The 24,066-nt window shown below is 60.5% G+C and carries 23 protein-coding genes and 1 pseudogene; 18 read left to right on the forward strand and 6 right to left on the reverse strand.

The features are described from left to right. Window position 1: 1 nt before the first annotated feature. Together HMPREF2651_RS10015 and HMPREF2651_RS10020 are read right to left on the reverse strand one after the other, a co-directional pair. Window positions 2-538, reverse strand: coding sequence for a YchJ family protein (locus HMPREF2651_RS10015; protein ID WP_311199638.1), 537 nt, complete (start codon window positions 536-538; stop codon window positions 2-4). 80 nt (window positions 539-618) lie between these two features. Then, window positions 619-2,052: a GuaB1 family IMP dehydrogenase-related protein gene (locus HMPREF2651_RS10020; RefSeq protein ID WP_049181340.1), complete on the reverse strand. Its 1,434-nt coding sequence runs from the start codon at window positions 2,050-2,052 to the stop codon at window positions 619-621. Between the two features lie 152 nt (window positions 2,053-2,204). Here HMPREF2651_RS10020 and HMPREF2651_RS10025 point away from each other — a divergent pair, with 152 nt between their 5' ends. From HMPREF2651_RS10025 to HMPREF2651_RS10045, 5 genes are all read left to right on the forward strand, one after another. Next, window positions 2,205-3,455 (forward strand): glutaminase, encoded by a 1,251-nt coding sequence (locus tag HMPREF2651_RS10025; RefSeq protein WP_049181303.1) that lies wholly within the window; start codon window positions 2,205-2,207, stop codon window positions 3,453-3,455. A gap of 96 nt (window positions 3,456-3,551) precedes the next feature. Continuing rightward, window positions 3,552-4,424 carry a patatin-like phospholipase family protein gene (locus tag HMPREF2651_RS10030; RefSeq protein ID WP_038626088.1) on the forward strand — a complete coding sequence of 291 codons (873 nt, stop codon included), beginning with the start codon at window positions 3,552-3,554 and terminating at the stop codon, window positions 4,422-4,424. Between the two features lie 296 nt (window positions 4,425-4,720). Continuing rightward, the gene (locus tag HMPREF2651_RS10035; RefSeq protein ID WP_049181300.1) at window positions 4,721-5,245 is read left to right on the forward strand and encodes a CBS domain-containing protein; all 525 of its coding nucleotides are present in this window, start codon (window positions 4,721-4,723) and stop codon (window positions 5,243-5,245) included. Window positions 5,246-5,369: 124 nt separating this feature from the next. Then, complete coding sequence (locus tag HMPREF2651_RS10040) at window positions 5,370-6,542, forward strand: MFS transporter (protein ID WP_053088410.1); 1,173 nt, start codon at window positions 5,370-5,372, stop codon at window positions 6,540-6,542. 146 nt (window positions 6,543-6,688) lie between these two features. Next, on the forward strand, window positions 6,689-7,573 hold the full coding sequence (locus tag HMPREF2651_RS10045; protein WP_038626094.1) for a hypothetical protein: 885 nt from the start codon (window positions 6,689-6,691) through the stop codon (window positions 7,571-7,573). Window positions 7,574-7,671: 98 nt separating this feature from the next. On the opposite strand, the gene HMPREF2651_RS10050 is transcribed toward HMPREF2651_RS10045, so the two are convergent. Continuing rightward, window positions 7,672-8,166, reverse strand: coding sequence for a 2'-5' RNA ligase (locus HMPREF2651_RS10050; RefSeq protein ID WP_049181297.1), 495 nt, complete (start codon window positions 8,164-8,166; stop codon window positions 7,672-7,674). Between the two features lie 371 nt (window positions 8,167-8,537). Between HMPREF2651_RS10050 and HMPREF2651_RS10990 the strand changes: the two genes are divergently transcribed. From HMPREF2651_RS10990 to HMPREF2651_RS10085, 7 genes are all read left to right on the forward strand, one after another. Beyond that, window positions 8,538-8,813: an amphi-Trp domain-containing protein gene (locus HMPREF2651_RS10990; protein WP_038626098.1), complete on the forward strand. Its 276-nt coding sequence runs from the start codon at window positions 8,538-8,540 to the stop codon at window positions 8,811-8,813. Window positions 8,814-9,104: 291 nt separating this feature from the next. Then, on the forward strand, window positions 9,105-9,413 hold the full coding sequence (locus tag HMPREF2651_RS10060) for a hypothetical protein (RefSeq protein WP_038626100.1): 309 nt from the start codon (window positions 9,105-9,107) through the stop codon (window positions 9,411-9,413). Between the two features lie 283 nt (window positions 9,414-9,696). Beyond that, window positions 9,697-11,406 (forward strand): SulP family inorganic anion transporter, encoded by a 1,710-nt coding sequence (locus tag HMPREF2651_RS10065; RefSeq protein ID WP_049181294.1) that lies wholly within the window; start codon window positions 9,697-9,699, stop codon window positions 11,404-11,406. A gap of 189 nt (window positions 11,407-11,595) precedes the next feature. After that, window positions 11,596-12,138 carry a DUF488 domain-containing protein gene (locus HMPREF2651_RS10070; RefSeq protein WP_042389435.1) on the forward strand — a complete coding sequence of 181 codons (543 nt, stop codon included), beginning with the start codon at window positions 11,596-11,598 and terminating at the stop codon, window positions 12,136-12,138. A 314-nt stretch (window positions 12,139-12,452) separates the two neighbouring features. Further along, the gene (locus HMPREF2651_RS10075) at window positions 12,453-13,520 is read left to right on the forward strand and encodes an LLM class flavin-dependent oxidoreductase (RefSeq protein WP_016423156.1); all 1,068 of its coding nucleotides are present in this window, start codon (window positions 12,453-12,455) and stop codon (window positions 13,518-13,520) included. Between the two features lie 82 nt (window positions 13,521-13,602). Further along, window positions 13,603-13,962, forward strand: a complete 360-nt coding sequence (locus HMPREF2651_RS10080) for a Cd(II)/Pb(II)-sensing metalloregulatory transcriptional regulator CmtR (RefSeq protein WP_048733754.1) — start codon at window positions 13,603-13,605, stop codon at window positions 13,960-13,962. Further along, window positions 13,959-15,851 (forward strand): heavy metal translocating P-type ATPase, encoded by a 1,893-nt coding sequence (locus HMPREF2651_RS10085; protein WP_049181290.1) that lies wholly within the window; start codon window positions 13,959-13,961, stop codon window positions 15,849-15,851. Before HMPREF2651_RS10080 ends, HMPREF2651_RS10085 begins: the two co-directional genes overlap by 4 nt. A 353-nt stretch (window positions 15,852-16,204) precedes the next feature. On the opposite strand, the gene HMPREF2651_RS10090 is transcribed toward HMPREF2651_RS10085, so the two are convergent. After that, on the reverse strand, window positions 16,205-16,693 hold the full coding sequence (locus HMPREF2651_RS10090) for an HXXEE domain-containing protein (protein WP_070586044.1): 489 nt from the start codon (window positions 16,691-16,693) through the stop codon (window positions 16,205-16,207). Between the two features lie 210 nt (window positions 16,694-16,903). Here HMPREF2651_RS10090 and HMPREF2651_RS11155 point away from each other — a divergent pair. Continuing rightward, a pseudogene (locus tag HMPREF2651_RS11155) lies at window positions 16,904-17,149 on the forward strand (alkane 1-monooxygenase); the annotation flags it as partial. Between the two features lie 46 nt (window positions 17,150-17,195). Here HMPREF2651_RS11155 and HMPREF2651_RS10100 read toward each other — a convergent pair. Beyond that, window positions 17,196-17,585: a heavy metal-responsive transcriptional regulator gene (locus tag HMPREF2651_RS10100; RefSeq protein ID WP_005290994.1), complete on the reverse strand. Its 390-nt coding sequence runs from the start codon at window positions 17,583-17,585 to the stop codon at window positions 17,196-17,198. 98 nt (window positions 17,586-17,683) lie between these two features. Here HMPREF2651_RS10100 and merA point away from each other — a divergent pair, with 98 nt between their 5' ends. The 3 genes from merA (at window position 17,684) to HMPREF2651_RS10115 (ending at window position 19,983) form a co-directional block, all read left to right on the forward strand. Further along, window positions 17,684-19,105, forward strand: coding sequence for a mercury(II) reductase (merA, locus tag HMPREF2651_RS10105; protein WP_070586046.1), 1,422 nt, complete (start codon window positions 17,684-17,686; stop codon window positions 19,103-19,105). Then, window positions 19,102-19,452: a hypothetical protein gene (locus HMPREF2651_RS10110; RefSeq protein WP_038629112.1), complete on the forward strand. Its 351-nt coding sequence runs from the start codon at window positions 19,102-19,104 to the stop codon at window positions 19,450-19,452. The genes merA and HMPREF2651_RS10110 overlap by 4 nt, the downstream gene beginning before the upstream one ends. Window positions 19,453-19,653: 201 nt before the next feature. After that, the gene (locus tag HMPREF2651_RS10115; RefSeq protein ID WP_236658590.1) at window positions 19,654-19,983 is read left to right on the forward strand and encodes a peptide chain release factor 1; all 330 of its coding nucleotides are present in this window, start codon (window positions 19,654-19,656) and stop codon (window positions 19,981-19,983) included. 53 nt (window positions 19,984-20,036) lie between these two features. Here HMPREF2651_RS10115 and ychF read toward each other — a convergent pair whose 3' ends face one another. Beyond that, window positions 20,037-21,116 carry a redox-regulated ATPase YchF gene (ychF, locus tag HMPREF2651_RS10120; RefSeq protein WP_038629114.1) on the reverse strand — a complete coding sequence of 360 codons (1,080 nt, stop codon included), beginning with the start codon at window positions 21,114-21,116 and terminating at the stop codon, window positions 20,037-20,039. A gap of 94 nt (window positions 21,117-21,210) precedes the next feature. On the opposite strand from ychF, the gene HMPREF2651_RS10125 reads away from it, so the two are divergent. Beyond that, window positions 21,211-22,761 (forward strand): AI-2E family transporter, encoded by a 1,551-nt coding sequence (locus HMPREF2651_RS10125; protein ID WP_038626131.1) that lies wholly within the window; start codon window positions 21,211-21,213, stop codon window positions 22,759-22,761. A gap of 79 nt (window positions 22,762-22,840) precedes the next feature. After that, window positions 22,841-23,995 (forward strand): DUF6542 domain-containing protein, encoded by a 1,155-nt coding sequence (locus tag HMPREF2651_RS10130; protein ID WP_049181634.1) that lies wholly within the window; start codon window positions 22,841-22,843, stop codon window positions 23,993-23,995. Window positions 23,996-24,066 lie beyond the last annotated feature (71 nt).

Raw genomic sequence — 24,066 nt, forward strand, 5'->3', positions numbered from 1 at the left:
CTTAGGAGTAGGTGACCTCGCCGTCGACGTAGACCCAACGTCGCGCACGACGAACAAAACGGGAACGCTCGTGCATCGTGCCGACACCGTCATGGTCATGAAAGGCCGCTTCAAATTCCACGATGCCTTCGCGGTCGTCCTCGCCACCATCGACAGTGTTGATGATGGTGAGTCCTTCCCATTCGACACCGTCATCGACATTGATAACTTCCGGGCGGTACCGCGGATGCCACGTCCGCCAGATGTAATCCACCTCGTGGGCAGCGTAAGCGCTGTACCTCGCTGCCATCAGCTCAGCTGCGGTCAAAGCCTCCCGCTCACCGCGGTGCAGCGGGCCACAGCACTGCCCGTAGAGTCCCCCACCGCACGGGCACAAATCGGAATCAGTAACGCGGGCGCGAGCGAAAAATGCGTTCCCGCTTCCTGCTCTAGCACCGTTTCCTGTTCCCAATCCGGCCTCCGTTACAGCACTGTTTTCTCTTAACTGCCGACCCATAGTCGCCAGCCCCTCCCCAATCTCACACGTGGTACTAAACACGTCCTAACAACGTCTTTACATACCTACCAATTGGCCGGCAGCGCCGCTAGTCGGTTTAGCCCCGAGAGGCTTGACGACGGCTAACGCGTCGCCCTCGGCATTCCTTCCGCAAAGCCCGCAGCGGATTGAATTCCCACCACTGCCCGCTCAGCGAACTGCTCGATGGTGGCCGAACCCGCGTATGTAAACGACGAACGTACACCCGAGATAATGCGATCGATCTGGTCTTCCACACCTTCGCGGCCGGGCTCCAGGTAGATTTTCGCAGTCGAGATGCCCTCTTCAAACATCTCACGCCGGGCCTTCTCAAAGGCCTCTACCTGCGCATTTCGGCTCTCCACCGCACGGTGTGAAGCCATGCCAAAGGACTCCTTGAACATGCGCCCGTCGACGTCCTTCTGGACATCTCCTGGGGACTCGAAAGTGCCGGCAAACCACGAGCCAATCATCACGTTGGACGCACCCGCAGCCAACGCAAGCGCAACATCGCGGGGATCCTTCACTCCACCGTCAGCCCAGATATGCACGCCGCATTCACGAGCAGCTGCAGCGCATTCGAGCACGGCGGAGAACTGTGGACGCCCAACACCGGTCTGCATTCGGGTTGTGCACATCGCACCCGGACCGACGCCGACCTTAATAATGTCGGCTCCCGCCTCCGCTAGGTCGCGAACACCATCGGCGGTCACGACATTGCCAGCGGCAATTGGCACAGGCGGGTTGAGCGCGCGGACTCGTCGTAAAGCACGGAGCATCGATTCCTGATGACCGTGCGCGGTATCGACAACGAGCACGTCGGCGCCTGCATCGAGCAGTGTCTTCGCGCGCCCTTCAACATCACCGTTGATGCCGAGCGCCGCACCGACGCGCAGCTTTCCCTCAGTGTCAACAGCGGGCTTGTAAAGCGTCGCACGCAGCGCGCCCTTACGCGTGAGAATACCCACCAGCGCACCATCGGCGTCCACCACCGGAGCGAGCTTGCGCCCGGATGCAGTGAGCTGGTCGAAGGCGTCACGGGGCTCAATGTCAGCCGGAAGCGTAAATAGCGAAGTGGACATGAGCGTCCCCACCTGCGCAAAGTTGTCAACGCCCGCCAGATCACGGCCGGTGATCAGACCAACCGGTTTGTTGTCTTCCACCACCACTGCCGCACCGTGCGCGCGCTTCGGCAGAAGATGGCGCGCATACCCTGCGGTGTGGTGAGGCTTGACGACGATCGGGGTGTCGAAAACCAGCCCAGCGGACTTGACCTTGCGAATACTCTCAGCGGCAATATCAGCTGGAACGTCCTGCGGCAGGATGGCAATTCCGCCTCGGCGGGCGGTGGTTTCGGCCATCCGGCGCCCGGAGATAGCCGTCATATTGGACACCACAATCGGAATGGTTGTGCCGGTGCCATCATTAGTGGACAAATCGACACCCATGCGAGAGCCGACGGATGACTTCGACGGCACCATGAACACATCGCTGTAGGTCAGCTCGTAGGGCACGGACTGATTGTTGAGGAATTTCACATACCCCAGGATATGCTGATTTTTCCGGCGCGCACGGTGAGAGTGCACAGAGGTGAGCATCAGTGGCCGGCCTTGCCTGGTGTAGGTTCGAACGGGACTCCACTGACTCAACCGGGATTACCTTTCCCAGGAAAGATGCTTAGCAAAATCTGATGAAAACGCCGATCAAAGATTACCTTTCCGAAATCGTCGAATCCGTCCGCCCCGATGAGTCTGGCGAGGTGGCGGACTATATTCCCACCCTTGCTGAAGCTGATCCCGACCGCCTGGCACTAGCTATGACCACGGTGTCAGGCCGCACCTACACCGCGGGCGACACCGATACTGAATTCACGATTCAGTCGATGTCCAAGCCCTTCGCTTATGCCGCAGCCATCACTGAGCACGGCAAAGACAAAATCGACAGTATTGTGGGCACCGAGCCTTCCGGTGAGGCCTTCAACGAATTGTCGTTGGAGCAAGGCACGCACCGACCAAAGAATCCGATGATTAACGTCGGCGCACTGGCGATCAACCAGTTCGTATGCCAGCCAGGTGCCAACTGGAAGACTCGCACCAAGCACATGGTGGAGCTTCTCTCAACTTTGGCTGGCCGCAAGCTCCGCGTTGACTACGACGCCTATGAAAGCGAAATGGACTCCGCGCATCGAAACATGTCCATCGCGCATATGCTGGCAGCTTACGGTTTTATCGAAACCACGCCCCACGATGCTGTCCGCGGCTACACCGCACAGTGCTCCGTGCTGGTCAACACCCGCGATGTCGCCATGATGACCGCAGTGTTGGCCAACGGCGGCGTTAACCCGGTTACCAACCAGACTGTGCTCAGCCGCTCGGTTGTTCGCCGAGTCTTGTCCGTGATGGCTATTGCCGGCATGTACGACGAGGCCGGTGAATGGTTTACCGAAGTCGGAATTCCCGCCAAGAGCGGTGTCGCCGGCGGCTTGCTGGGCGCGCTGCCTGGACAGGCGGGTCTCGCAGCCTTTTCACCGCGATTGAACGACCACGGCAACAGCGTCCGCAGCATTGCCATCTTCCGGAAGCTCTCCGAAGATTTGGGCCTTCATCTCATGGATGCCGATGCGATTGGTTCGCGTGCGCTGCGCGGTACGCGCGTCAGCAATGGCCGCTCGATCATCGAGATTCAGGGGCCAGTCAACTTCACTGCGGCCGAGATTGTTCTCAACAGGTTGGCGACTTCCACACCGTCGGAAAGCGAAGTTGTCTTCGACGTCAGCCGCGTTGGCGTTGTCAACCCGGTGGGGCGCACCTTGATTCTGGAAGCGATGCGACGTCTGAGCCACGAGGGCAAGGAGATCTTGTTCTACGACCCGGAGGGCGTACTGCCGAACCCAGATATGGGCGAGGGGCTGCTGCCGGTCATCATCCAGGATGCGCCGTAAACTACGCTAACCGAAATCCAATATGGTGGTTCGGGTAGTCTTGAACAATCGTAACCCCCGAAAGACAGCAGCGCGATAACAACCGGAGGGATATAAATGCAGGTCAGCGATGTAGCATTAGTCTTCGAGGGCGGAGGGACTCGCAATAGTTACACGGCACCTTTCGTCGAACGGCTACTTCGCGAGGACATCGATGTCGGTTGGGTCGGCGGGGTAAGCGCCGGTGCCTCTCACGTAGTCAATTACCTTTCCCGGGATATCCAGCGCTCCATAAATAGCTTCACTGACTTCATTGCACAGCCGGCCAGCAGCGGCTGGCGCCCAATGTTGCGCGGACGCGGCTATTTCGATGCCGAGTACATCTATGAAGACGCGGGGCTTCCCGACGGCGCCATGCCCCTGGATTACGAGACTTTTAAGAACAATCCAACTCCCTATCGGATTTCTGCTGTCCGAGCGGATACGGGCGAGACCATCAACTGGGGGCCGGACAATATCCCAGATCTACCCACGCTGATGAAGTACACTCGCGCCAGTTCGACGATTCCGGGCGTCATGCGTATGCCCTATATTGATGGCGTTCCCTTCGTCGACGGTGCACTGGGATCATCAGGCGGTATCCCAATCGATGCCGCAGAAGCCGACGGCTTTAAGAAGTTCCTCATCGTTCTGACCCGTCCGAAGGGATTCCGCCGCACCGCCCCTAAGCGCCCACAGCTGCTGCGGCAGATTTTCCGCAGTAACCCGGTGGTGGCTGAGCTACTTATCACCAGGCACGAGCGCTACAACGCCTCCCTCGATTGGGCTGCTGAGCTTGAACGAAAAGGCCAAGCATATGTTTTCTACGCAAATAATATGAGCATCACAAAGGCGGAGCGGAAGCGGTCGAAGCTGATACACAACTACGAGCTCGGCCGGGCGCAAGCCGATGCCGAATGGCCAGCAATTCTAGAGTTCATGGGCTTGTAGCTTCCGCCACCTTTAGGAAGCTTTTCGTTCATTCCTCTTTACTGCGTACGTAACCTTGTGTTAACCTTTGCGTAGCGAACAACCTCGTTAGGTAAGGCTCCTATATCTACATAGGCCGCTGCCCTCCACTTTATCGAGAGTTTCGAACGACTCCCGAGGCAAGGGTCCATCTGAAGTGGCCACCTTTAGTTACGGTATTACATTGCCAACACTCTTAGGCGAAGGAGCCATAATTTTTCAATCAACAGAAATTCCCTCCTAGCAAAGGAGCTGGGATACCTGGAAAAGGATCCACAATGACACAGACACAGAACACCATCGCCAACTTCTTCAAGCCGAAATCTTCAATCAGCCCGTACAGCCTCCTGCCTGACACCGTAAGCATGCACATGACGGATTCTTACATTGCGCTGCCGGAGGACATCACTGTCGGTGAGGCACTGAGCACCTACGCAGCTGAATTTGCTCGTCTCGATGACGATACCTGTGTCTTCCTCGTCGACGATGAAGGCTACCTGACCAGCGACATTACGCTGAAGGAACTCCGCGAATACGCCGACCGCGATGCCTATATGAACACCGTCGGCGCTCCTGTGAAGGTCTTCGTCAAGCCCGAGGATCCAGCTGCCATCAGGGCTCGCCAGCTTATCGACGGGCGTCGCAGCGAGTTGCCCGTCGTCAGCAGCGGCAAGCTGGTAGGGGTTCTTACCGACCGCATCTCTGAGCGTATTCTTGGCAGGACTAAGGCAGCTAAGAAGGCAAAGAAGTCTAAGGGATTCTTCTCACCGATTACCGCGTTTTTCGGTGCCGCCAATAACTAGAGCGACTGGCTTGGGATGGTAACCCGAGTAACTCGAAAGGCCAGCTAGCGTTTGCTAGCTGGCCTATTCTTGTTGACACACTGTTTTATCCCCCCACAGGAGAGAAGTCGACAGGAGGCAGATCGTGGCACGAGACTGGATTCGGGTAGCCCTGGGCATGTTCGCTGTTGCATTTGGCGCCAACCTCTTTGCTCCACTCCTGCCCGCGTATCGAATAACCGATGCTCTCAACCAGTCCCAGGTCACCTTTCTCTTCGCCATCTACGTCGCAGGGCTCATCCCGGCGCTACTCGTCTGCGGCCCACTTTCCGACCGGCTCGGCCGTCGCGCCATCATCCGGCCCGCACTCATAACCTCTGCCGCCGGCTCCGTCGTCCTACTCACCGGCGTCTGGTTCCACTTCCCATCACTGCTGATAGGACGCCTTGTCGTCGGCATTTCGATGGGTATGGTAATGGCCGCCGGCGCCTCGTGGATCAAAGAGATTGCGCCCGTCGCACCTCAAATTTCCGCCCGGCGCGCAACCGTTGCGCTCTCCGCCGGGTTCTCCCTCGGTCCCCTGGCTTCCGGGTTGGTCGCGGAGTTTGCTCCCCGTCCCGACGTCATCCCCTATCTTGTTCATCTCGCGCTGCTGCTTAGCATCGCACCATTGACATGGAACGCCTCCGGCGGACTGCCAACCTCAGCGCCCAGCGACACCCCGCAACGGTTCTTCTCCTCTGCCACCCTAAGCCCGAGATTCCTGTGGGCAGTCGCCGCTTGGGCACCGTGGGTCTTCGGTGCCGCGTGCACATCGTTCGTCGTCCTTCCGACAATCGCCGAATCCAGCTACCCCATTGCCTTTGCCGGACTCATCGCCTGCATCACGATGGGCACCGGCGTTCTGGTGCAACCACTGGTCACTCGAATCAGTTCCAGCAGCTTTATCCCGCCAGCTATTTTCGGTCTTGGCTTAACGACGGTCGGAATGCTGCTCAGCCTCATCGTCGCACTCACCCAGAACGTGTGGAGCGTTTTCCCCGCCGCTCTGACCCTCGGTGCCGCGTACGGCGTAATGATGGTCTCCGGCCTCCGCGAAGTGCAAATTATCGCACCGCCAGCCGAGTTGGGCGCTGCCACCGCTATCTACTATTCGCTGACCTATGTTGGTTTCTTCGCTCCTTTTGTTATTTCTTTCGCAGCGCCGAAATTCGGGTTTGTGCCCGTTTTCATCTTCGGTGCGATTATTGCATTGGTATCCATGTATCCCGTGGCAAAGGTTGCGCAGTCTGCGGTGAGGTCCGACGGAGCATCGTAAAGCAGACGCGACTGAAATTCTTGTTTTTGGGAAGCGTGCTGAGACGAGCTCTTGTATTCTTTCTTTCACAAAAGCTTGGCTCCGGCCCAGGGCTCCTGGGCGGGTTGCATAGGTTGTTGAAATTCAGCTCGATGGAATGAGGAATCATGAAGCAGCGCAGCTCTGGAATGTGGAAGAAAATTGCGGCAACCGTTGTCGCAGGTTGTACAAGCGCCGCCCTGCTCACCGCATGTGGCTCGGGGGAAGAAAGCAGCAATGCCGGTGGTGAGGCAGGCAAAGAGTCGACCAGCAAGATGACGAAAGCAGATGGGTCAGCTCCTGCTGCAGCCGAGGATCAGCTCCTGCTCACAAATGAAGTTCAAGGGGCGGACTTCTCCGGAAACAAGATCACCGGGTTCAAAGATGCCATGGAGATGTTTTCGGAAGATTCCATGAAGTTTGAACCGGCCGAATGCGCCACTTTCACCAACTCAACTGAGGAATTGGAGAATGCTGCCGGCGCTTACACGGACATTAAGGAAGAGAACGTCACTGTCAGCGTCTCGATATTGAAGAATCCTGAGGCGTACCAAAAGTACGAGGACAGCCTCGAAAAGTGCTCCGACGTGACGGCTACGATGGATGCTTCCGACATTCTGAAAGACTCCATGGAAGGTCAGGAGATTTCTCCTGAGATGCAGGACATGTTTAATGACATGGACATGACGACCACAATGAAACTGCACCGAGAAAAGTGGGAGCCAAATCTTTCCGTCAAGCCAGCTGAGTTCACTGCACACGAGACCAGTGCGAACATCAACGCCGGTGGCACGGATACTACGGCCACCAGCTACGACATTGTCGGGATCGTCAATGGCGTAATGGTAATGGTGTCCGCCGCCCCGACTCCGGATGTACCAACTGGCAACATGGAAAACACGACGGATCCCATGCAGATTCCAGAGGCAGCTCCGGAGTCTAAGGAAGCAGCAAAGAAGCGCGCCTTGGAGGTCTTCGATGCCCAGGCAAAGAAGATTATGGATGCTGCTTAGTTTTTCTTCTTAGCCTACTGTTTTCTGAAACCACAGTTTTTGCGAAATAGCGGGACGCAATCGCTGAGGAACAGCAGCACACAAGTACTGGAGTCTCCCTAGAACTCCGTTAATTCCTGCACTTTGGGACTCCAGAACGCAGCTCGTGGCGCGTTGAGAGTTTTAAGGTGCGGGTTCGTTATTTCGTCAAGTGCGCGCACGTAGTCCGGCACAATATCCCGCGGAATTCTCAGGCCCATGGTCAGGTACGGAATCCAACGGGAGCCACGCCCATCAGGATTGAGACGGCTGATTTCGCGGACGGCCTCTTCCAGCTCATCGCTGGTTTCCAGCAACCAGGCAACAGTCTGCTTACTCTTGGTGCCGAAGATGACCGTTCCCACTCTGCGAAACTCCGCTGGCATAAGCGGTGGGAGAATTTCGGCTGCTCGTTGAATTACCGCTGGGCGCATGGTCGGCGCGAAGGTGCCTGTGATGTGCGGCTTCTGATTCTGCTGCGGAAAGCCACTCTCTGCGAGTTGCGCAAAGATTTCTCTTACTTGCGCCTCTTGCTCAGGCAGAAGGTACATCAGGATGTTGTCGGGTGACACCATGTGACGTTTACTCCTCCCCTATTGCTGTCGGTCGACCCACTTGAAGCACTGACGAAGAGCGCCATTACTAGAGCTCTTCACCTAAGGCACTCAGGACCTTGCACTCCAGAGCATAGCGTAAGGATTTTCCACAATTTATAACCTACCTATAGGAATTTCTAGCCTCTTATTATTTCTCCTGTTAAAAACACCTTTTTATTGGGATAATGGGGATGGGCAGGATTCCTGAAAGCTCTCTAGACCATCTTCAAAGACAGTGTGGAGTGACGGCCAATTCTCCACGCTGCACAAATACCGACACGGCTGGAAAGGTAAGTAAAGACACGGCACCGAAACCTAAAAAGACTACGCCCCCGAAGAATCAAAAGCTGGTGAAGAGCAAGACAAGCTTCAGTCGCGACGAGCTCGCTGGTTTGCTGGAGACGCTGGCAGCTCGCATCCGCGCCGGGGAAATGACTCTCGGCACTGGCGAGTCCGCGGTGACGATGACTATGCCGACATCGTTTAATACCACGATAGAAGTCGTCGATTCCCGAAAGCGTACCGGCATCGAGCGCGGGCTAGAGCTGGAAATTGACTGGATGGTCGACGAGGCTGGCGAGCCCGTCGAAAAGCCAGAACCAGCATCTGGCTTCGCAATCTCCTAGCGGGCTTGTTGCTGTCCAATCTGTCGCACAATGAACTCCTGCACGCCGAGGAGCGCCCGTCGCCGACACAACTCACTACCGCTCGCCATTTCCGCAGGTCACAGCGAACAGATCTGAGTCGTTTTGGTCGATTTTGCGTCCTTTGGCCGTCAATTACCGCTGCGACACTGGCCGACAAGCAAGCCGTCGTCAAGCAACACCCAATTACACCCGCCAGGCACCCACGCCTCCCCACATTGCATGAGGTGACGCTAACCTAATTCGGGAAAATTCGCGACGAAGGGAACGCGCATGGCCAACGGCAAGAAAGGCCACAAGGGCAAGAAGAAGGACTCCGCCAAAGCCAAGAAAAAGGCTGCGGCAACGACCTCGCTACGTCTGCCCGAATACTCGAAGGCCGAGGCCAAAGCCGCGAAAAAGCTCGCCGGCAAGGACCCCTTTAAACTGGCTGCGATGACGCCGAAGAAGAAGTGCTGTAAATCCGGCATCCGCTGCCTGCGCTGCCCTGTGGTGCTACACAAGCTCAATCGCGAGATCAAAAACGGCGAAGTCGACCATGCCACCCTGCTGCTCGTCGCCGCGAAAGCCCGGATCCGGTAGCCGGCCCTCGCCCCCCAGCCCGCCGTCGGGCCGTCCCATGAGCAGTGGTGTCGCGCTCTGTATGGCACTGGTACCGATTCTCCTGGGCTATCTGCTCTTCGGACACCGGCTCATACGCGTCATTCCAAGCACCGCGACAACGCTCCAGGGAACACTCGCCAGGTCAGGAAGTTTTATTCCGTCGACATAAGGCCTCGGCCAGAACCGGGAATGTGACCGTCGGAGGATTGCACCGTGTGTATCCTTTGAGTGTCATTGAGCCTTGAAGGAGCAAGAAAAGAGCATGCCCCACCCACGCGCCGTCTCTAGGATGGACATCCGGCCGCGTGCCCTGCGTTTCGCACCGCGCCGCTCGGACTGGTCCCGCGCGACAATCGGGCGCGACCTATCGGCAGGCCTCATGGTGGCCCTCGTCGCACTCCCCCTCGGGCTCGGCTTCGGCGTAGCGTCCGGTGTCGGTGCGGCGGCCAGAATTACGACGGCCATCGTCGCGGGCATCCTGGCCGCGATCTTCGGCGGTAGCAATGTCCAGGTAAGCGGCCCGACCGGCGCAATGACCGTCGTGTTAATCCCCATCGTGGCCAACCATGGTGCCGATGGGGTACTCGTCGTCGGCGTGCTGGCAGGGCTCATGCTGCTCTTGTTGGCGTTCACCGGCGCTGGCCGCGCGATGAAGTACATGCCACTACCTGTCGTCGAAGGTTTCACCGCCGGTATTGCGTTAATCATCGGTCTCCAACAGCTGCCCGCAGCACTTGGTGTTGACGTGGACGGCGAGAAAGTCCTCGGGTTGGCGTGGGGCTCGATCAAAGCTTGGTTAGATGCTCCGGCATGGCAGGCGCCGGTGATGACCATTGCGGTGGCGGCTGGAATCGTGCTTGCTGCGCGCGTTCGTAGCGGCTTCCCCGCGGCGCTGGTGTTGGTAGCTGCCGCGACGGCCATCAACATGCTGGCAGACAGCGGCCTGAAGACAATCGGGTACATCCCGTCGACGTTGCCTGCCCCGCGCTGGCCACAGATCCCGTGGGAGCACCTGGATTCGCTTCTGTTGGCAGCAGTCGCCGTCGCAGCTCTCGGCGCGTTGGAATCGTTACTATCTGCGACGGTTGCCGACGCAATGACTGTTGGCGACCGGCACGATCCCGACCGCGAGCTCTTCGGACAGGGCGTGGCCAACGTCGTCGCGCCCCTGTTCGGCGGGATTCCCGCGACCGCCGCGATCGCCCGAACTGCCGTCAATGTGCGGGCAGGCGCAGGCACACGCCTGGCAGCGGTGTTCCATTCGCTGCTCCTGCTCGTCGCCGTACTCGTCGCGGCTCGGTGGGTGGGCGAGATTCCTCTCGCCGCGCTCGCCGGCGTGCTCATCGCCACTGCGATTCAGATGATCCACCCGCGGAACCTCCGCTCGGTGATACGCGCCACCAAGGGCGACGGGGCGACCCTGCTCATCACGGCTGCCGCCACCGTCGTGTTCGATCTTGTCGTCGCCGTGCTCATCGGCCTCGTTATGGCGGGCTTCTTCGCACTGCGCGATACCGCCCGCACGGCGGTATTAGAGGCCGCCCCGCTAGACGAGGGAGACCACCGCGACAAGGAGCGTGAGCTTCTCGACGAGCACATCGCCGCCTTCCGTATGGAAGGCCCCCTCTTCTTTGGTGCAGCGCACGATTTCCTCCTCGAGCTCGCTGATGTCTCGTCGGTCAAGGTTGTCGTGCTCCGCATGCGCTACGTTACGACGATCGACGCCACCGGCGCCCAGATGCTCGCCGACACGATTGGGCGCCTCGAACGCCGCGGTACCAGGGTCTTGCTCGCAGCCACGAAGCCCGAACATATTCCGGTGTTGCGCGAACTCGGCGTATTCGACCAGCTTGCGCACGAGAATCACGTCTTCGACAACACTCTCGACGCCATCGCCCACGCCCGACTGCATGCCTCGCGCATTCAGCATGAAGAGTCTGATGGCGCACCCGCGGCATCGCAGAGTCAATAGCTTGGCTGAGCCAGACAATGGTCACTCCGTCGCAGTCGACCCTGCAATCGTGGGTCCACATCCCCATCGCGCGACGCTTGAAAAACCTTTACACGTTGCACTTAAACTCCACGACGTGTCGTTGCAAAGTCACCTTCTCATTCGTGAAGCCGATGTGAGTGTAATCGCTTGGCGCGTAGCATTGGTGACATGCGCATTTTCACCGTGGGCCACTCCAACCTCGAGTTCGAGGACTTCGCTGAAATGATCAAGGCGGCCGGTGTGGCATCCATCGTGGATGTGCGCAAGCTGCCCGGGTCCAGGAAGTACCCGTGGTTCAACGGCGACCACCTTGCCGAACACCTTCCCACATGTGGCATCACTTACAGCAGAAGCGAGGGCCTAACCGGACGGCGCAACGTGTCCCACTCGGTGCCGTTTGAGGTTAACGGCAACTGGCGTAACCGCAGTTTCCACAATTACGCCGACCATGCGCTGGGCGAGGAGTTCTCCGACGCGATCTCGCAGCTACGGGCGAACGCAGCCGAAACTCCCACCGCGATCATGTGCTCCGAGGCGGTGTGGTGGCGCTGCCACCGGCGTATCATCGCCGACCACCTCATCGCCCACGGTGACGAGGTTGGCCACATTATGGGCCTGGGTGCAGCCGGGGCGAAGGTGAGCGAGGCAACGCTCAACGACGGCGCAGTCATCGGCAACGATCTCCTCGTGCGCTACCCCGAGCGGGGCTAGCGCATACACCAGAGCCCAGGGGGCTGCATCCTCCTCGGCCTGACCTACGCTTTGTATTCATGGAGCGCCCGCCACCTTATGAGCAGCAGTATCGGAGGCGCACCAGCGGATAGCACGCTCAAACGAGCTTTAGGTTAGGAAATCTGAACCGCTCAATCTAAGAAGACCACCGGGGACTCCGGTAGCGCCCCAAAGCGCCGAATCGAAAAATCGATCTACCGTCTTGCCACGGACCTAGACGTCGAGCTTAAAGTCCACGGTATCTCGTTGCAAAGTTACTTTCTCGTTAGCACCATGAAAAGGAGTGGTATCCAATGAAAGCGTTCGGATTCTTAAGCTTCGGGCATTACGCCTTCGGTGGCCAGCGCGGGCCATCTGCGGAAAAGATCGCCAAGACTCATCTGGAGATCACCCAGGCTGCGGACGAAATCGGCGTGAACAACGCGTCCTTCCGAGTCCACCACTTCGTGCCGCAGGCCTCCGCCCCGATGCCGCTGCTGGGTGCTGTCGCGGCCACCACCAAACACATCGAGATGGGCACCGGTGTCATCGACATGCGCTATGAAAACCCGCTCTACCTCGCCGAAGAGGCCGCGTCGCTGTACCAAATTTCCGGTGGCCGCGTGGCCCTGGGCGTCTCGCGCGGCGCCCCAGAGGTGGCTGACCGCGGCTGGGAGGCCTTCGGCTACAAGGGTAAAGCGCCCAACGGCGCGGACGTGGCGCGAGCCCACCTCGAGGCGTTCATGGCTGCAGTGGACGGCAACGGATTCGCCACCGCCGCACCGCTAGACCGGCAGTACCCCAACATGTTCCAACCCGGCTCCGCCCTGCCGGTCTTCCCCATGGTGCCCGAGCTGCGTAAGCACATTTTCTACGGCTCCGGCACCCACGCTTCTGCCGAGCAAACCGCCAAGGACGGGCTCAACCTGATGTCCTCCACCCTGGTCTCCGAGACCACCGCCGAGACTCTGGGCGAAATCCAGGCGGATCAGATCAGCCGCTACCGCGCCGCGTGGAAGAAGGCGGGCCACGATTGGACGCCGCGTGTGTCGGTGTCCCGCTCCGTCTTCCCCATCGTCGACGGCGCGGACATGCAGTTGTTCGGCATGCAGGCCTCCGGCTCCGATCAGGTGGGCATGCTTCCCGACGTCGGCGCCTCCACCTTCGGCCGCACCTACGCCGCCGAGCCGGACAAACTCATTGAGCAACTCAAAGCCGACGCCGCCGTCATGTCCGCCGACACCCTGCTCATCACCATCCCCACTGGGATGGGCGTCGACGTCAACGTGAAGATCTTGGACAACTTCGCCACGCATGTCGCCCCCGCGTTGGGTTGGCAGCCGAATCACGAAGGCCCAGTTACCGGCTATCCCATCGACTAATTCCTCCAGTTCGCAAGCTCTTCGCTTCAATGTCAGTTCAGTGCGTGTTGAAAAGTTCAGTAATTGCTGTATAGTTCAGCATATGCTGACTATTGCTTCACGCCTCGACGTCATGAACCGGCTCGGCCGGGCCATGGCGGATCCGACGCGCTCCAGAATCCTGATCACCCTACTCGACGGCCCGAGCTACCCGGCCGTGCTTTCGCGCGACCTGGACCTGACCCGCTCGAACGTCTCGAACCACCTGACCTGCTTGCGTGACTGCGGCATCGTCGTCGCCGAGCCGGAGGGCCGCAAGACACGCTACGAAATCGCCGATCCGCACCTTGCGACAGCGCTCAACGCGCTAGTGAACGCGACGTTGGCTGTCGACGCAAACGCCCCGTGCATCGACCCTGAGTGCTCGGTGCCCGGCTGCGACGGGAAAGGAGCGGACGCATGAGTTCAGTATGTGGATGCGAACACGAACCAGCCACGGAGATCGAAGATCTCGATCGGCCATGGTGGAAGGACCCCGAGTTGCTACTGCCGATCTTCTCCGGCGTAGCCCTCGGTATAGGCCTGGCGCTGGATTGGTCCGGGCTAGAGACACCCGCGACAGTCCTGTTCTGGATCGGCCTGTTGCTAGGGGCGTATACGTTCGCGCCCAGCGCTATCCGGAACCTTGTCACAAAGCGCAAGCTCGGCATTGGCTTGCTGATGACGATCAGCGCGGTCGGCGCGGTAATCCTCGGTTACGTCGGAGAGGCCGCGGCGCTAGCGTTCCTGTACTCGATCGCCGAGGCACTGGAAGACAAGGCGATGGACCGGGCCCAAGGCGGACTGCGGGCACTGTTGAAGCTGGTACCGCAAACCGCGACCGTGCTGCGCGACGGTACGGCGGTTGAGGTCGCAGCGAAGGACCTCGCGGCTGGCGAGCTGATGCTCGTGCGCCCCGGAGAGCGGATTGCCACGGATGGCATCATTCGGTCTGGGCGCTCCAGCCTTGACACCTCAGCGGTCACCGGAGAATCCATTCCGGAGGAGGTTGCGCCCGGCGACGAGGTGCCCGCGGGAGCAATCAACTCCGCCGGCGTGCTGGAGGTCGAGACGACCGCAGCTGGAACGGACAACTCGCTGACCACACTCGTGGACCTGGTCGAGCAGGCGCAGGCGGAAAAGGGCGACCGCGCCCGGATCGCCGACCGGATTGCCCAACCCCTAGTGCCCGGGGTGATGATCCTGGCGGTGCTGGTCGGCATGATTGGCTCGCTGCTGGGCGACCCCGAGACGTGGATCACCCGCGCGTTGGTGGTCCTGGTCGCAGCATCGCCGTGTGCACTGGCAATCTCCGTGCCGCTGACGGTCGTGGCCGCGATCGGCGCGGCCAGCCAGTTCGGCGTGGTCATCAAATCCGGCGCGGCGTTCGAGCGACTCGGCGGCATCCATCACCTGGCGGTGGACAAGACCGGAACCCTTACCCGCAACCAGCCCGAGGTTACCGACGTGGTCCCGGCAGACGGATTCGATCCGGCGCAGGTGCTTGCTTTCGCGGCGGCAGTTGAGCAGCAATCGACGCACCCCCTCGCTGCGGCGATCGCGGCAGCGGTGCCCGAAGCGCCCGCTGCCTTGGACATCAGCGAGGAAGCCGGGCATGGCATCGGCGGCACCGTCGAAGGTCGACGGGTACTTGTGGGCAGTCCCCGGTGGATCGACGCCGGGCCACTGAAGGCAGACGTTGAGCGCATGGAGTCCGAGGGTCAAACCTGCGTCCTTGTCACCGTCGATGACGCCCTCGCCGGGGCGATCGGGGTCCGCGACGAACTGCGGCCCGAGGTGCCCGAAGCTGTGCAGGCCCTGCACGCCAACGGCGTGGAAGTGAGCATGCTCACCGGCGACAACACTCGCACCGCCCGGGCGCTGGCTGAAATCGCCGGAATCGACGACGTGCGCGCCGAGCTGCGTCCAGAGGACAAGGCAAGCATCGTCGCCGAGCTCTCCTCCAAGACGCCGACGGCGATGATTGGCGACGGCATCAACGACGCTCCTGCGCTGGCGGGCGCGACGGTGGGCATAGCAATGGGAGCGACCGGCTCTGACGCCGCAATCGAGTCCGCTGACGTCGCCTTCACCGGCCACGACCTCCGGTTGATCCCGCAGGCACTGCAGCACGCCCGTCGAGGCAGCAGGATTATTAACCAGAACATCGTGCTGTCTCTGGCCATCATCATCGTGTTGATGCCGCTGGCGATCAGCGGTGTGCTGGGCCTGGCCGCCGTCGTATTGGTTCACGAGGTCGCTGAAGTTATCGTGATCTTGAACGGCCTGCGGGCTGCACGAGCGAAACGCTGAGGCTGTGACCGGCAAGTCTTATAAGGGTTAAACCACGCGCCGAGCACACACACGTTGGACCAGGCGAGTCATTCGAGTTCACCACCTGGTCCTTCTCGATGCGTGCAGGCACGGGAACTGTGGGTGAACCTAATAGTTCAACGGCCCGATACCACTTGCAAATTCTTCACACGAGGTAGCGGAATGGACCGAGGCCGAACGAAAACCGGAGTTAGAGACAGCGCTCTTCAACCTCCTCCCCCCCCCAATAACGCGAAACGTCATTAACGCCTCGCGTTAAACGTTGAACTTGAACTCGACCACGTCGCCGCGGATACCAACCTCACACGACATGCCGTTTCTTGCTTTTCCGGTCAGTTCTTTACCGCGGACACCCGACGGATCAGTCGTGCTACCACCTGGCATACTAGGGCGGCGGGCAGGAGCAACGCGACGCCGTTGACCGTGTCACGGAACCGCAGCTCGCACCCGTCCCGCTGGAGTTCTCGACGCGCCATGAGTGCCCCTGGAAGCATGATCGGCAACGCCGTCGCAACACCGGCGGTGTAACCACGCTGCGCGACTGAACCGCCGAGGTGAGTCACGACGTGGGCTTCCAGCCCGGCGACGACTGCCCGATAGGTCGCCGACTTACCGGTAGAGCGCACGCCGCGGCCACACGCCGCCGCCACCAGAATTCCCATCAGCCCCACGGCGATCCACGATTGCTGCGGCGTGATTCTGAGCTGTTCTATACCAGTGCGATCCGCGAGACGATCGCAGGATGCAGAAAACGCGAACGCCTCTTCGAAGTCGTGGATTACCCACGCCGCAAAAAGTGCAGTCGGCCCCTTCCAACTCACAATTCAGCCTTTCCCTCACGAATGCAACTCCGATGAATCTGCTGGCAGACGCACACGCCCACCAGCATCATTTCACAGCCGACAGAGTGTTTGAGGCCATGCTACCGTGAGGTTCAACCGGAACTCGACTAGACGTTAAACTTAAACTCGACGGTATCTCGTTGCAAAGTTACTCCCTCTCGTTAACACCATCAAAAGGAGTGTTATCCAATGAAAGCGTTCGGCTTCTTAAGCTTCGGGCATTACGCCTTCGGCAGCTAGTGCGGGCCATCTGCGGAAAAGATCGCCAAGACTCGTCTGGAGATCACCCAGGCTGCGGACGAAATCGGCGTGAACAACGCGTCCTTCCGAGTCCACCACTTCGCGCTGCAGGCCTCCGCCCCGATGCCGCTGCTGTGTGCTATCGCGGCCACCACCAAAATCATCGAGGTGGGCACCGGCGGCATCGACCTGCGCTAGCGCATATCGGGGTTGTAGCGTTTGAGTCATTGAGTCCCGCCGTCTACAAGTACCTACACACTTGATCGGTGCTGCACGTTTCAGGATCCGGGTGCGCGGCGTCCTGGCTAAGGTCCGCGATAGTGTCGCGCAGCACGGAGAGCTGCGCGATCTGCTGCTCGATCTCAGCGAGGCGCACGTCAAGCAGGTCGCGCACGTGCTCGCAGGGCGCATGGCCGCCGTCGCGGATGTCGAGGATCTGGCGGATCTGGGCGAGGGTGAGGCCCGCGGCCTGGCCGCGGTGGATGAAGTCAATCCGAGCGACCGTCTCGGGCGCGTAGTCGCGGTATCCGGACGGCGTGCGCTCGGTCGGGGGCAGAAGGCCCTGTTCCTCGTAGAAGCGAAGGGTCTTCGCGGTAGTGCCCGCCCTCTCGGCGAGTTCTCCGATCCACATTACTGTCTCCCTCCGTGGCCGCGCTTGACCTTCCCCTGCACTGGAAGGTCCAGTATGGCTGAGACAGAGCAGAAAGCCAAGAGTTGACAGGAGCAGCGATGCCTACGAAGTACGATCTCGCCATCATCGGATCGGGAGGCGGCGCGTTCGCCGCTGCGATCCGCGCCAGCACGCTCGGGAAGTCGGTGGTGATGATCGAGCGCGGGACGCTCGGCGGCACCTGCGTGAACACGGGCTGCGTCCCGTCGAAGGCGCTCATTGCCGCGGCCGGCGCGCGGCACGTCGCGGTCGACGCCGCAACCCGGTTCCCCGGGATCGCGACGACGGCGGATCCCGTAGACATGCCCGCGCTGATCGCTGGGAAGCAAGCGTTGGTGGAGTCGCTGCGCGGCGAGAAGTACGCCGACGTCGCCGACTCCTACGGCTGGCAGGTCCGACGCGGCGACGCCTCGTTCGTGGGCACCCCTGATGCGCCGGTTCTCGATGTTGCCGGATCCGACGGAAGCGTCGAGACCATCGAGGCCCACCACTACCTGGTCGCGACTGGTTCTCGCCCGTGGGCACCGCCGATCGACGGCCTGGAGGAGACCGGATACCTGACCTCGACCACGGCGATGGAGCTGACGGAGGTCCCCGAGTCGCTGCTGGTGCTCGGCGGCGGCTACGTCGCCCTGGAGCAGGCGCAGCTGTTCGCCCGCCTCGGCTCGCAGGTCACGCTGCTCGTGCGGTCCCGGCTCGCGTCGAAGGAGGAGCCGGAGGTGTCGAAGGCGCTCCAGGAGGTGTTCGCCGACGAGGGCATCCGCGTCGTCAGCCGCGCAGTGCCCACCCGGGTCTCCCGCGGCACGGGAGGCGAGGCCGTCGTGACCGCCGCCTTGTCCGGCGGCTCGCAGGAGTTCCGCGCCGACCAGGTGCTCGTCGCCCTCGGACGCCGTCCCGTCACCGACGGCTTGAACCTCGATGCGGTCGGGGTGAAGACCGGGGGCTCCGGCGAGGTGGTCGTCTCCGACCATCTGCAGTCGTCGAACCCGCGGATCTGGGCCGCGGGCGACGTGACCGGGCACCCGGAGTTCGTCTACGTCGCGGCCCACCACGGCACCCTCGTCGCCGAGAACGCGTTCGCCGACGCCGACCGGTCCGTCGACTACGCCCGCCTGCCGCGGGTGACGTTCACCGGGCCCGCGATCGGCGCGGTCGGGATGACCGAGAAGGACGTCCTCGCCGCGGGGATCCGCTGCGACTGCCGCGTCCTGCCCCTGCACCACGTGCCCCGCGCCTTGGTGAACCGCGACACCCGCGGGTTCATCAAGATCGTCGTGAACGCCGATACGAGCGAGATCCTCGGCCTCACCGCCGTCGCCAAGGACGCCGGGGAGCTCGCCGCCGCAGGCGTCCACGTGCTCGGCAGGACCGTCGCCGAGGTCGCCAACGCCTGGGCCCCCTACCTGACCATGGCCGAGGGCATCCGGATCGCCGCGAAGGCCTTCACCACCGACCCGTCGCTGCTGTCGTGCTGCGCATGAACGGCAACGCAGGCAATCGGGGAGATCTCATCCAGAAGCAGACGATGAGCGCCGATCAGGACCGCGACGAATGGCGCGCCGGTCCCGTCGTCGCTGCAGTGACCGGGCTGCTCCTACTGGCATGCTGCGCGCTTCCGTCGCTGCTCTGCTGCGGCCTGCCGTTCATCGCGGCGGGCGGAGCACTCGCAGGCGTCGGTGGGCTCCTCGGTAATCCCTGGATCATCGGTGCCGGGACCGCCGTCGTGATGGCCGTCATGGCGGGGATGCTCGTCAGGCTACGGCGGCGGCACCGGCGCTGCAGGTCCGGCTGCTGCGAAAATCCTTCGACCGCTGATCGGAACCGGTAGTTCGAGCGGATCCAGTGATCACTGCCACCTGCGGAGGCCGCTGAAATCGAAGCCCGACGGGAGAAGGAGGAGCAAAAAGCGTTCGAATCAACCGGTGACGAGGATAATACTGAGGCTGGATCCCGGCCGTCGCGACGCGGTCTCCGCTTCCGCCGAGACGAGAAAGGGTTGTGGGCACCTAGGCTGGGCGGCATGAACGACATGACCATACCGCCCGGCCCGGGGATCCCCGACGGTGCGGTCATCGCCGCCGATCTCGCGGAGCGTTTCGCGAAATCGTCGACTCCGGGCGGCCAGGGCGTCAACACGACGGACGGCAAAGTCCAGCTTTCCATCGATGTCGCCGAATGCGCATCGCTTACCGACGCCCAGCGTCACCGTATCTCGCGCAACCTCGAGCACCGCCTAGACGGCTCCGTCTTTACCGTGACTGCGTCGACTCAGCGGTCTGTGTTTCGCTCCTGGTCCTCTCGCTTGCACCTGCGACACAGCCTCGTGCCCCGGGCCGTAGCGTTCGGGGGAGCACAATAGCCCCAGTCCTCATCACGTCCCGGGATCAAAGAGTTCATCGCAGAGGTTAAGCACTACACGTTAAATTTGAACTCGACCACATCACCGTCGTGCATGATGTAGTCCTTGCCCTCCTGGCGAACCTTGCCCTTGGCCTTCGCCTCGGCAATCGAACCGGCCTCGACCAAGTCGTTGAAGGACACAATTTCAGCCTTAATGAAACCGCGCTCAAAATCAGTGTGAATCACGCCGGCAGCCTGCGGAGCCGTAGCACCCTTCGGAATGGTCCAGGCGCGAGACTCCTTCGGGCCAGCGGTCAGGTAAGTCTGCAGCCCCAGGGTGCGGAAACCAGCGCGAGCAAGCGAATGCAGACCCGGCTCAGTCTGACCAATTTCGGCCAGCAGCTCATTGCGGGATTCCTCATCCAGCTCCAGCAGGTCTGACTCGGCCTTCGCATCGAGGAATACACAGTCCGCCGGTTCCACAGCAGCGGCCAAATCCGCGCGGCGGTCCTCGTCGGCAAGCACTTCCTCGTCAGCATTGAAGACGTAGAGGAACGGCTTTGCGGTAAGCAAGTGCAGCTCGCGCAGAGCGGAGAGCTTCACATCATCAGAAGCAGCGAAGAGAGTGCGCCCCTCTTCCAGCACGGCAAGAGCCTGCTTGACGGCTTCAACCTCGCCGACCTTTTCCTTATCCTTCTTGGCTTCCTTCTCCAGACGCGGCAGCGCCTTCTCAATAGTCTGGATATCAGCCAGAATCAGCTCGGTTTCAATCACACCGATGTCAGAGGCCGGGTCGACCTTGCCGTCGACATGCACGACATCATCATCGTTGAAGACACGGACGACCTGACAGATAGCGTCAGCCTCGCGGATGTTGGCGAGGAACTTGTTACCAAGACCTTCGCCCTCCGATGCACCCTTGACGATGCCGGCGATGTCCACAAACGACACCGTAGCCGGAAGAATACGCTCGGAGCCGTAAATTTCGGCGAGCTTATTCAAACGTGGATCGGGAAGCTCCACAACGCCGACGTTCGGCTCGATGGTGGCGAACGGATAATTCGCAGCCAGCACATCGTTGCGCGTCAAGGCGTTAAACAGGGTTGACTTTCCGACATTGGGCAGACCGACGATTCCAAGTGTAAGACTCACATTGCCCATCTTACGGGCTTGGGGAGACAGATTTGAACTCGCCCTAACTTCGTGAAGTTGCCCCCTATCCCCTGCGAACCCCCATAATGAATATGTGAGCAATAAACCCAATGAAGGCGAAGAGTGGACTGCGCAGTCCGAAAAAGACGCTATCGATCACGTAATGGGATCAGAGCCTCTGCGTGTAGAACAGTCTCTGTCTATCCCCTCCGACGCCCATAAGTCAGCGGTAACGCAACCGGATTTGCCGGAAGATGCTGAGAATCTCGATGAGCTTATGAGCGAAAATGACTCCGAGTCCATCGACCGCGCCGATGTCATTGGCGAGGGCGCCCGGTGGTTCGCAGGTTGGTGCCTGCGTTTCCTCATCACCGCAGCGGCGCTGTACGTCAGCGCTATGATTCTGGGAAAGATTTGGGCTGGCGTTCTGCCGATTCTGTTGGCCCTGATTGTCTCCACGGTGCTGGCTCCGCCCGCAGTGTTCCTGATGAAGCACCGCTGGCCCCGCGCGCTCTCCGCACTGACGGTCATCCTAGGCGCGCTGGCGGTGCTTGGCGGCGTTGTCGCGGTCCTCGCACCGACTGTGCAGTCGCAGTTCCCAGAATTGCGTCGCCAGTTCACCGACGGCATCCAAGAAGTCCAGAACATCATTCAGGCCCCACCATTTAACGTCAAGGATGAGCAGATTCTCGATGCTCTGGACCAGGGGTCCACATGGCTTCAGGAGCGCTCCGGCGATATCGCCAACACAGTCTTCCAAGGCATATCGGTGGTCTCCTCGGTCGCCGTAACCTTGATGGCAATGCTGGTTCTGACGTTCTTCTTCATCAAGGACGGCCAGGACTTCCTGCCATGGCTCCGCCGCCTGACCGGACGTCGCCTCGGCTGGCATCTCACGGAGGTACTCACCCGCTCCTGGAACACGCTGTCGGGCTACATCCGCACGCAGGCTATCGTTTCGCTTATCGACGCGGTCTTCATCGGTGCTGGTCTTGCGATTTTGAATGTGCCGCTGGCAATGGTTCTGGCCGTGGTGACTTTCTTCGCTGGCTTCATTCCTATTGTCGGTGCTTTCACCGCTGGCTTCATTGCAGTGGTAGTCGCACTTGTTGCCAACGGCCTGACCACAGCAATCTTTGTCTTGCTCATCATCATTGCCGTCCAGCAGATTGAGGGCAATATCCTCTCCCCGATTCTGCAGTCCAAGGCTATGGACCTGCACGCCGCAATCGTCCTGCTGGTGGTTCTGCTCGGTGGCGGTATCTTCGGCATCATCGGCGCCTTCCTGGCGGTGCCAGTCACTGCAGTCGTCGCGGTCTGGTTCCGCTACCTCGGCGACCTCACAGATTTGCGTACGGGTGACAAGACCGCAAAGGATATCGAGTTCGCCACGGATGCCGGATCGATCTCCGGCATTCAGATTGAAGCTGCCGGCCGTGCGATGCGCGACCGACTGGCTTCGTTCCGCCTGGGCAGTGACGACTCCGACAGCTCTGCAGAGAGCGCCGTGAAGGCAGATGCTCGCACCGCCGGTAAGGTTTCCCCCGATGCTGGTCCGACCAAGCAGGAAGAGGGAACGATGACCAAGGCCTTCCATAAAGTCTCTGAAGTGGTCTCCGGGTCTTTCTCTAAGAAAAAGAAGTAAGGCGAAATTTTAAGACACGGGCGAGCCCACATACCGGGCTTGCCCGTATTATCACTAATAACCGGTAGGATACGCATTCGTGTCGAACAGATCAGCAATAACCCGTAAAGGCAGTGGAAACAAACCCCTGCTTCCACGCGTGCCAATGTTTGTGCCGCCGTTGCTGATGCTTCTAGCTGGCGTTATTGGTTTGCTCTTTTCTGTTCCCAACGGTTCGATTGGCAAGCCCTACTTCATTGCTTTTGCCGTGGCTGCTGTGGCCGGAACACTGTTGGTGGTTCCTCGCGGTCTGGTAGTTACCGTCGCTCAAATCCCCATTTTGTTCGCGCTTGTCACCTTTTTCACAGCGTGGTTTACCGGTTCTCTCGCCGATCCTGAAAATGGTGGCGCGACCGCGACAACCTCTAAACGCGCTCGCCTGGTGACCTCGGCATATCCCATCATCCAGCAGTTCCCGTGGCTGCTGGTCTTGATGATTATCTGTGTCATCATCGCAGTGTGGCGTTACCTCGAAATCACCCGCACCCAGGAGAAATCCCTCAACACCCAGCGCAAGGTCGCTAAACAACGCCAGCACCGTGACGAAGCCGCTGTCGAATCCAGCTCTCAGGTTCGCCGTCGTCTCGCCGAATCTGATCGCCGGGTCGCCTCTCGCACCCAGGAACGTCCTGCTTCACGACGTCCCGCTGCGGACATTATCCGAGATGCCGAAGCTCGCCGCCAGGCGCGCCAGCAAGCTGCACGCTCTCGGCAGGAGACTTCTCGTTCTGGTGCCCGACCTGCAGCGAACGCCAACTCGGCATCGCGCAACGCCGAGCAACTGCGTAAGCGACCAGTTGACCGTTCTGGGGAGCGTGCCCAGCAGCGCTCGAATTTCGCACAGCGGGCTCAGCAGCCAACCTCCCGTTGGCAGTCTCGCTCGCATCCGGGGCAGGCGCAGTTCACTCAGGATTCCACTTCGCCGAACTCGACTAGACAGCAGCCTCGTCGTCCGATTGAAAGGCCAAACGCACCGCAGCGGCCAACGCCAGAGTTTCCCCGTCGTCAAACTGAAGGAACGGCACGGATGTGGGGAGAACAGTCCTCGCCGGAGTCTCCGTCCGAAAAGTCTCAACAGAGCCCCGCACGCCAAGTGGGCAACCACCGCCGCACCGAGGAGTGGCCACCGCGACAGCAGCGCCCTCGCCAGGAGCGGATAACCGGCCGCGATAGCAGGTCTCGTTACCGCAAGTAACTCGGGCTTGCACTTTTACCGTCACAGTTGCCCACAGGCAAATTTAGCCTGTGGGCAACCTGCGTTTATTA

This window comes from Corynebacterium sp. HMSC063A05, assembly GCF_001809695.1.
Lineage (GTDB): Bacteria > Actinomycetota > Actinomycetes > Mycobacteriales > Mycobacteriaceae > Corynebacterium > Corynebacterium amycolatum.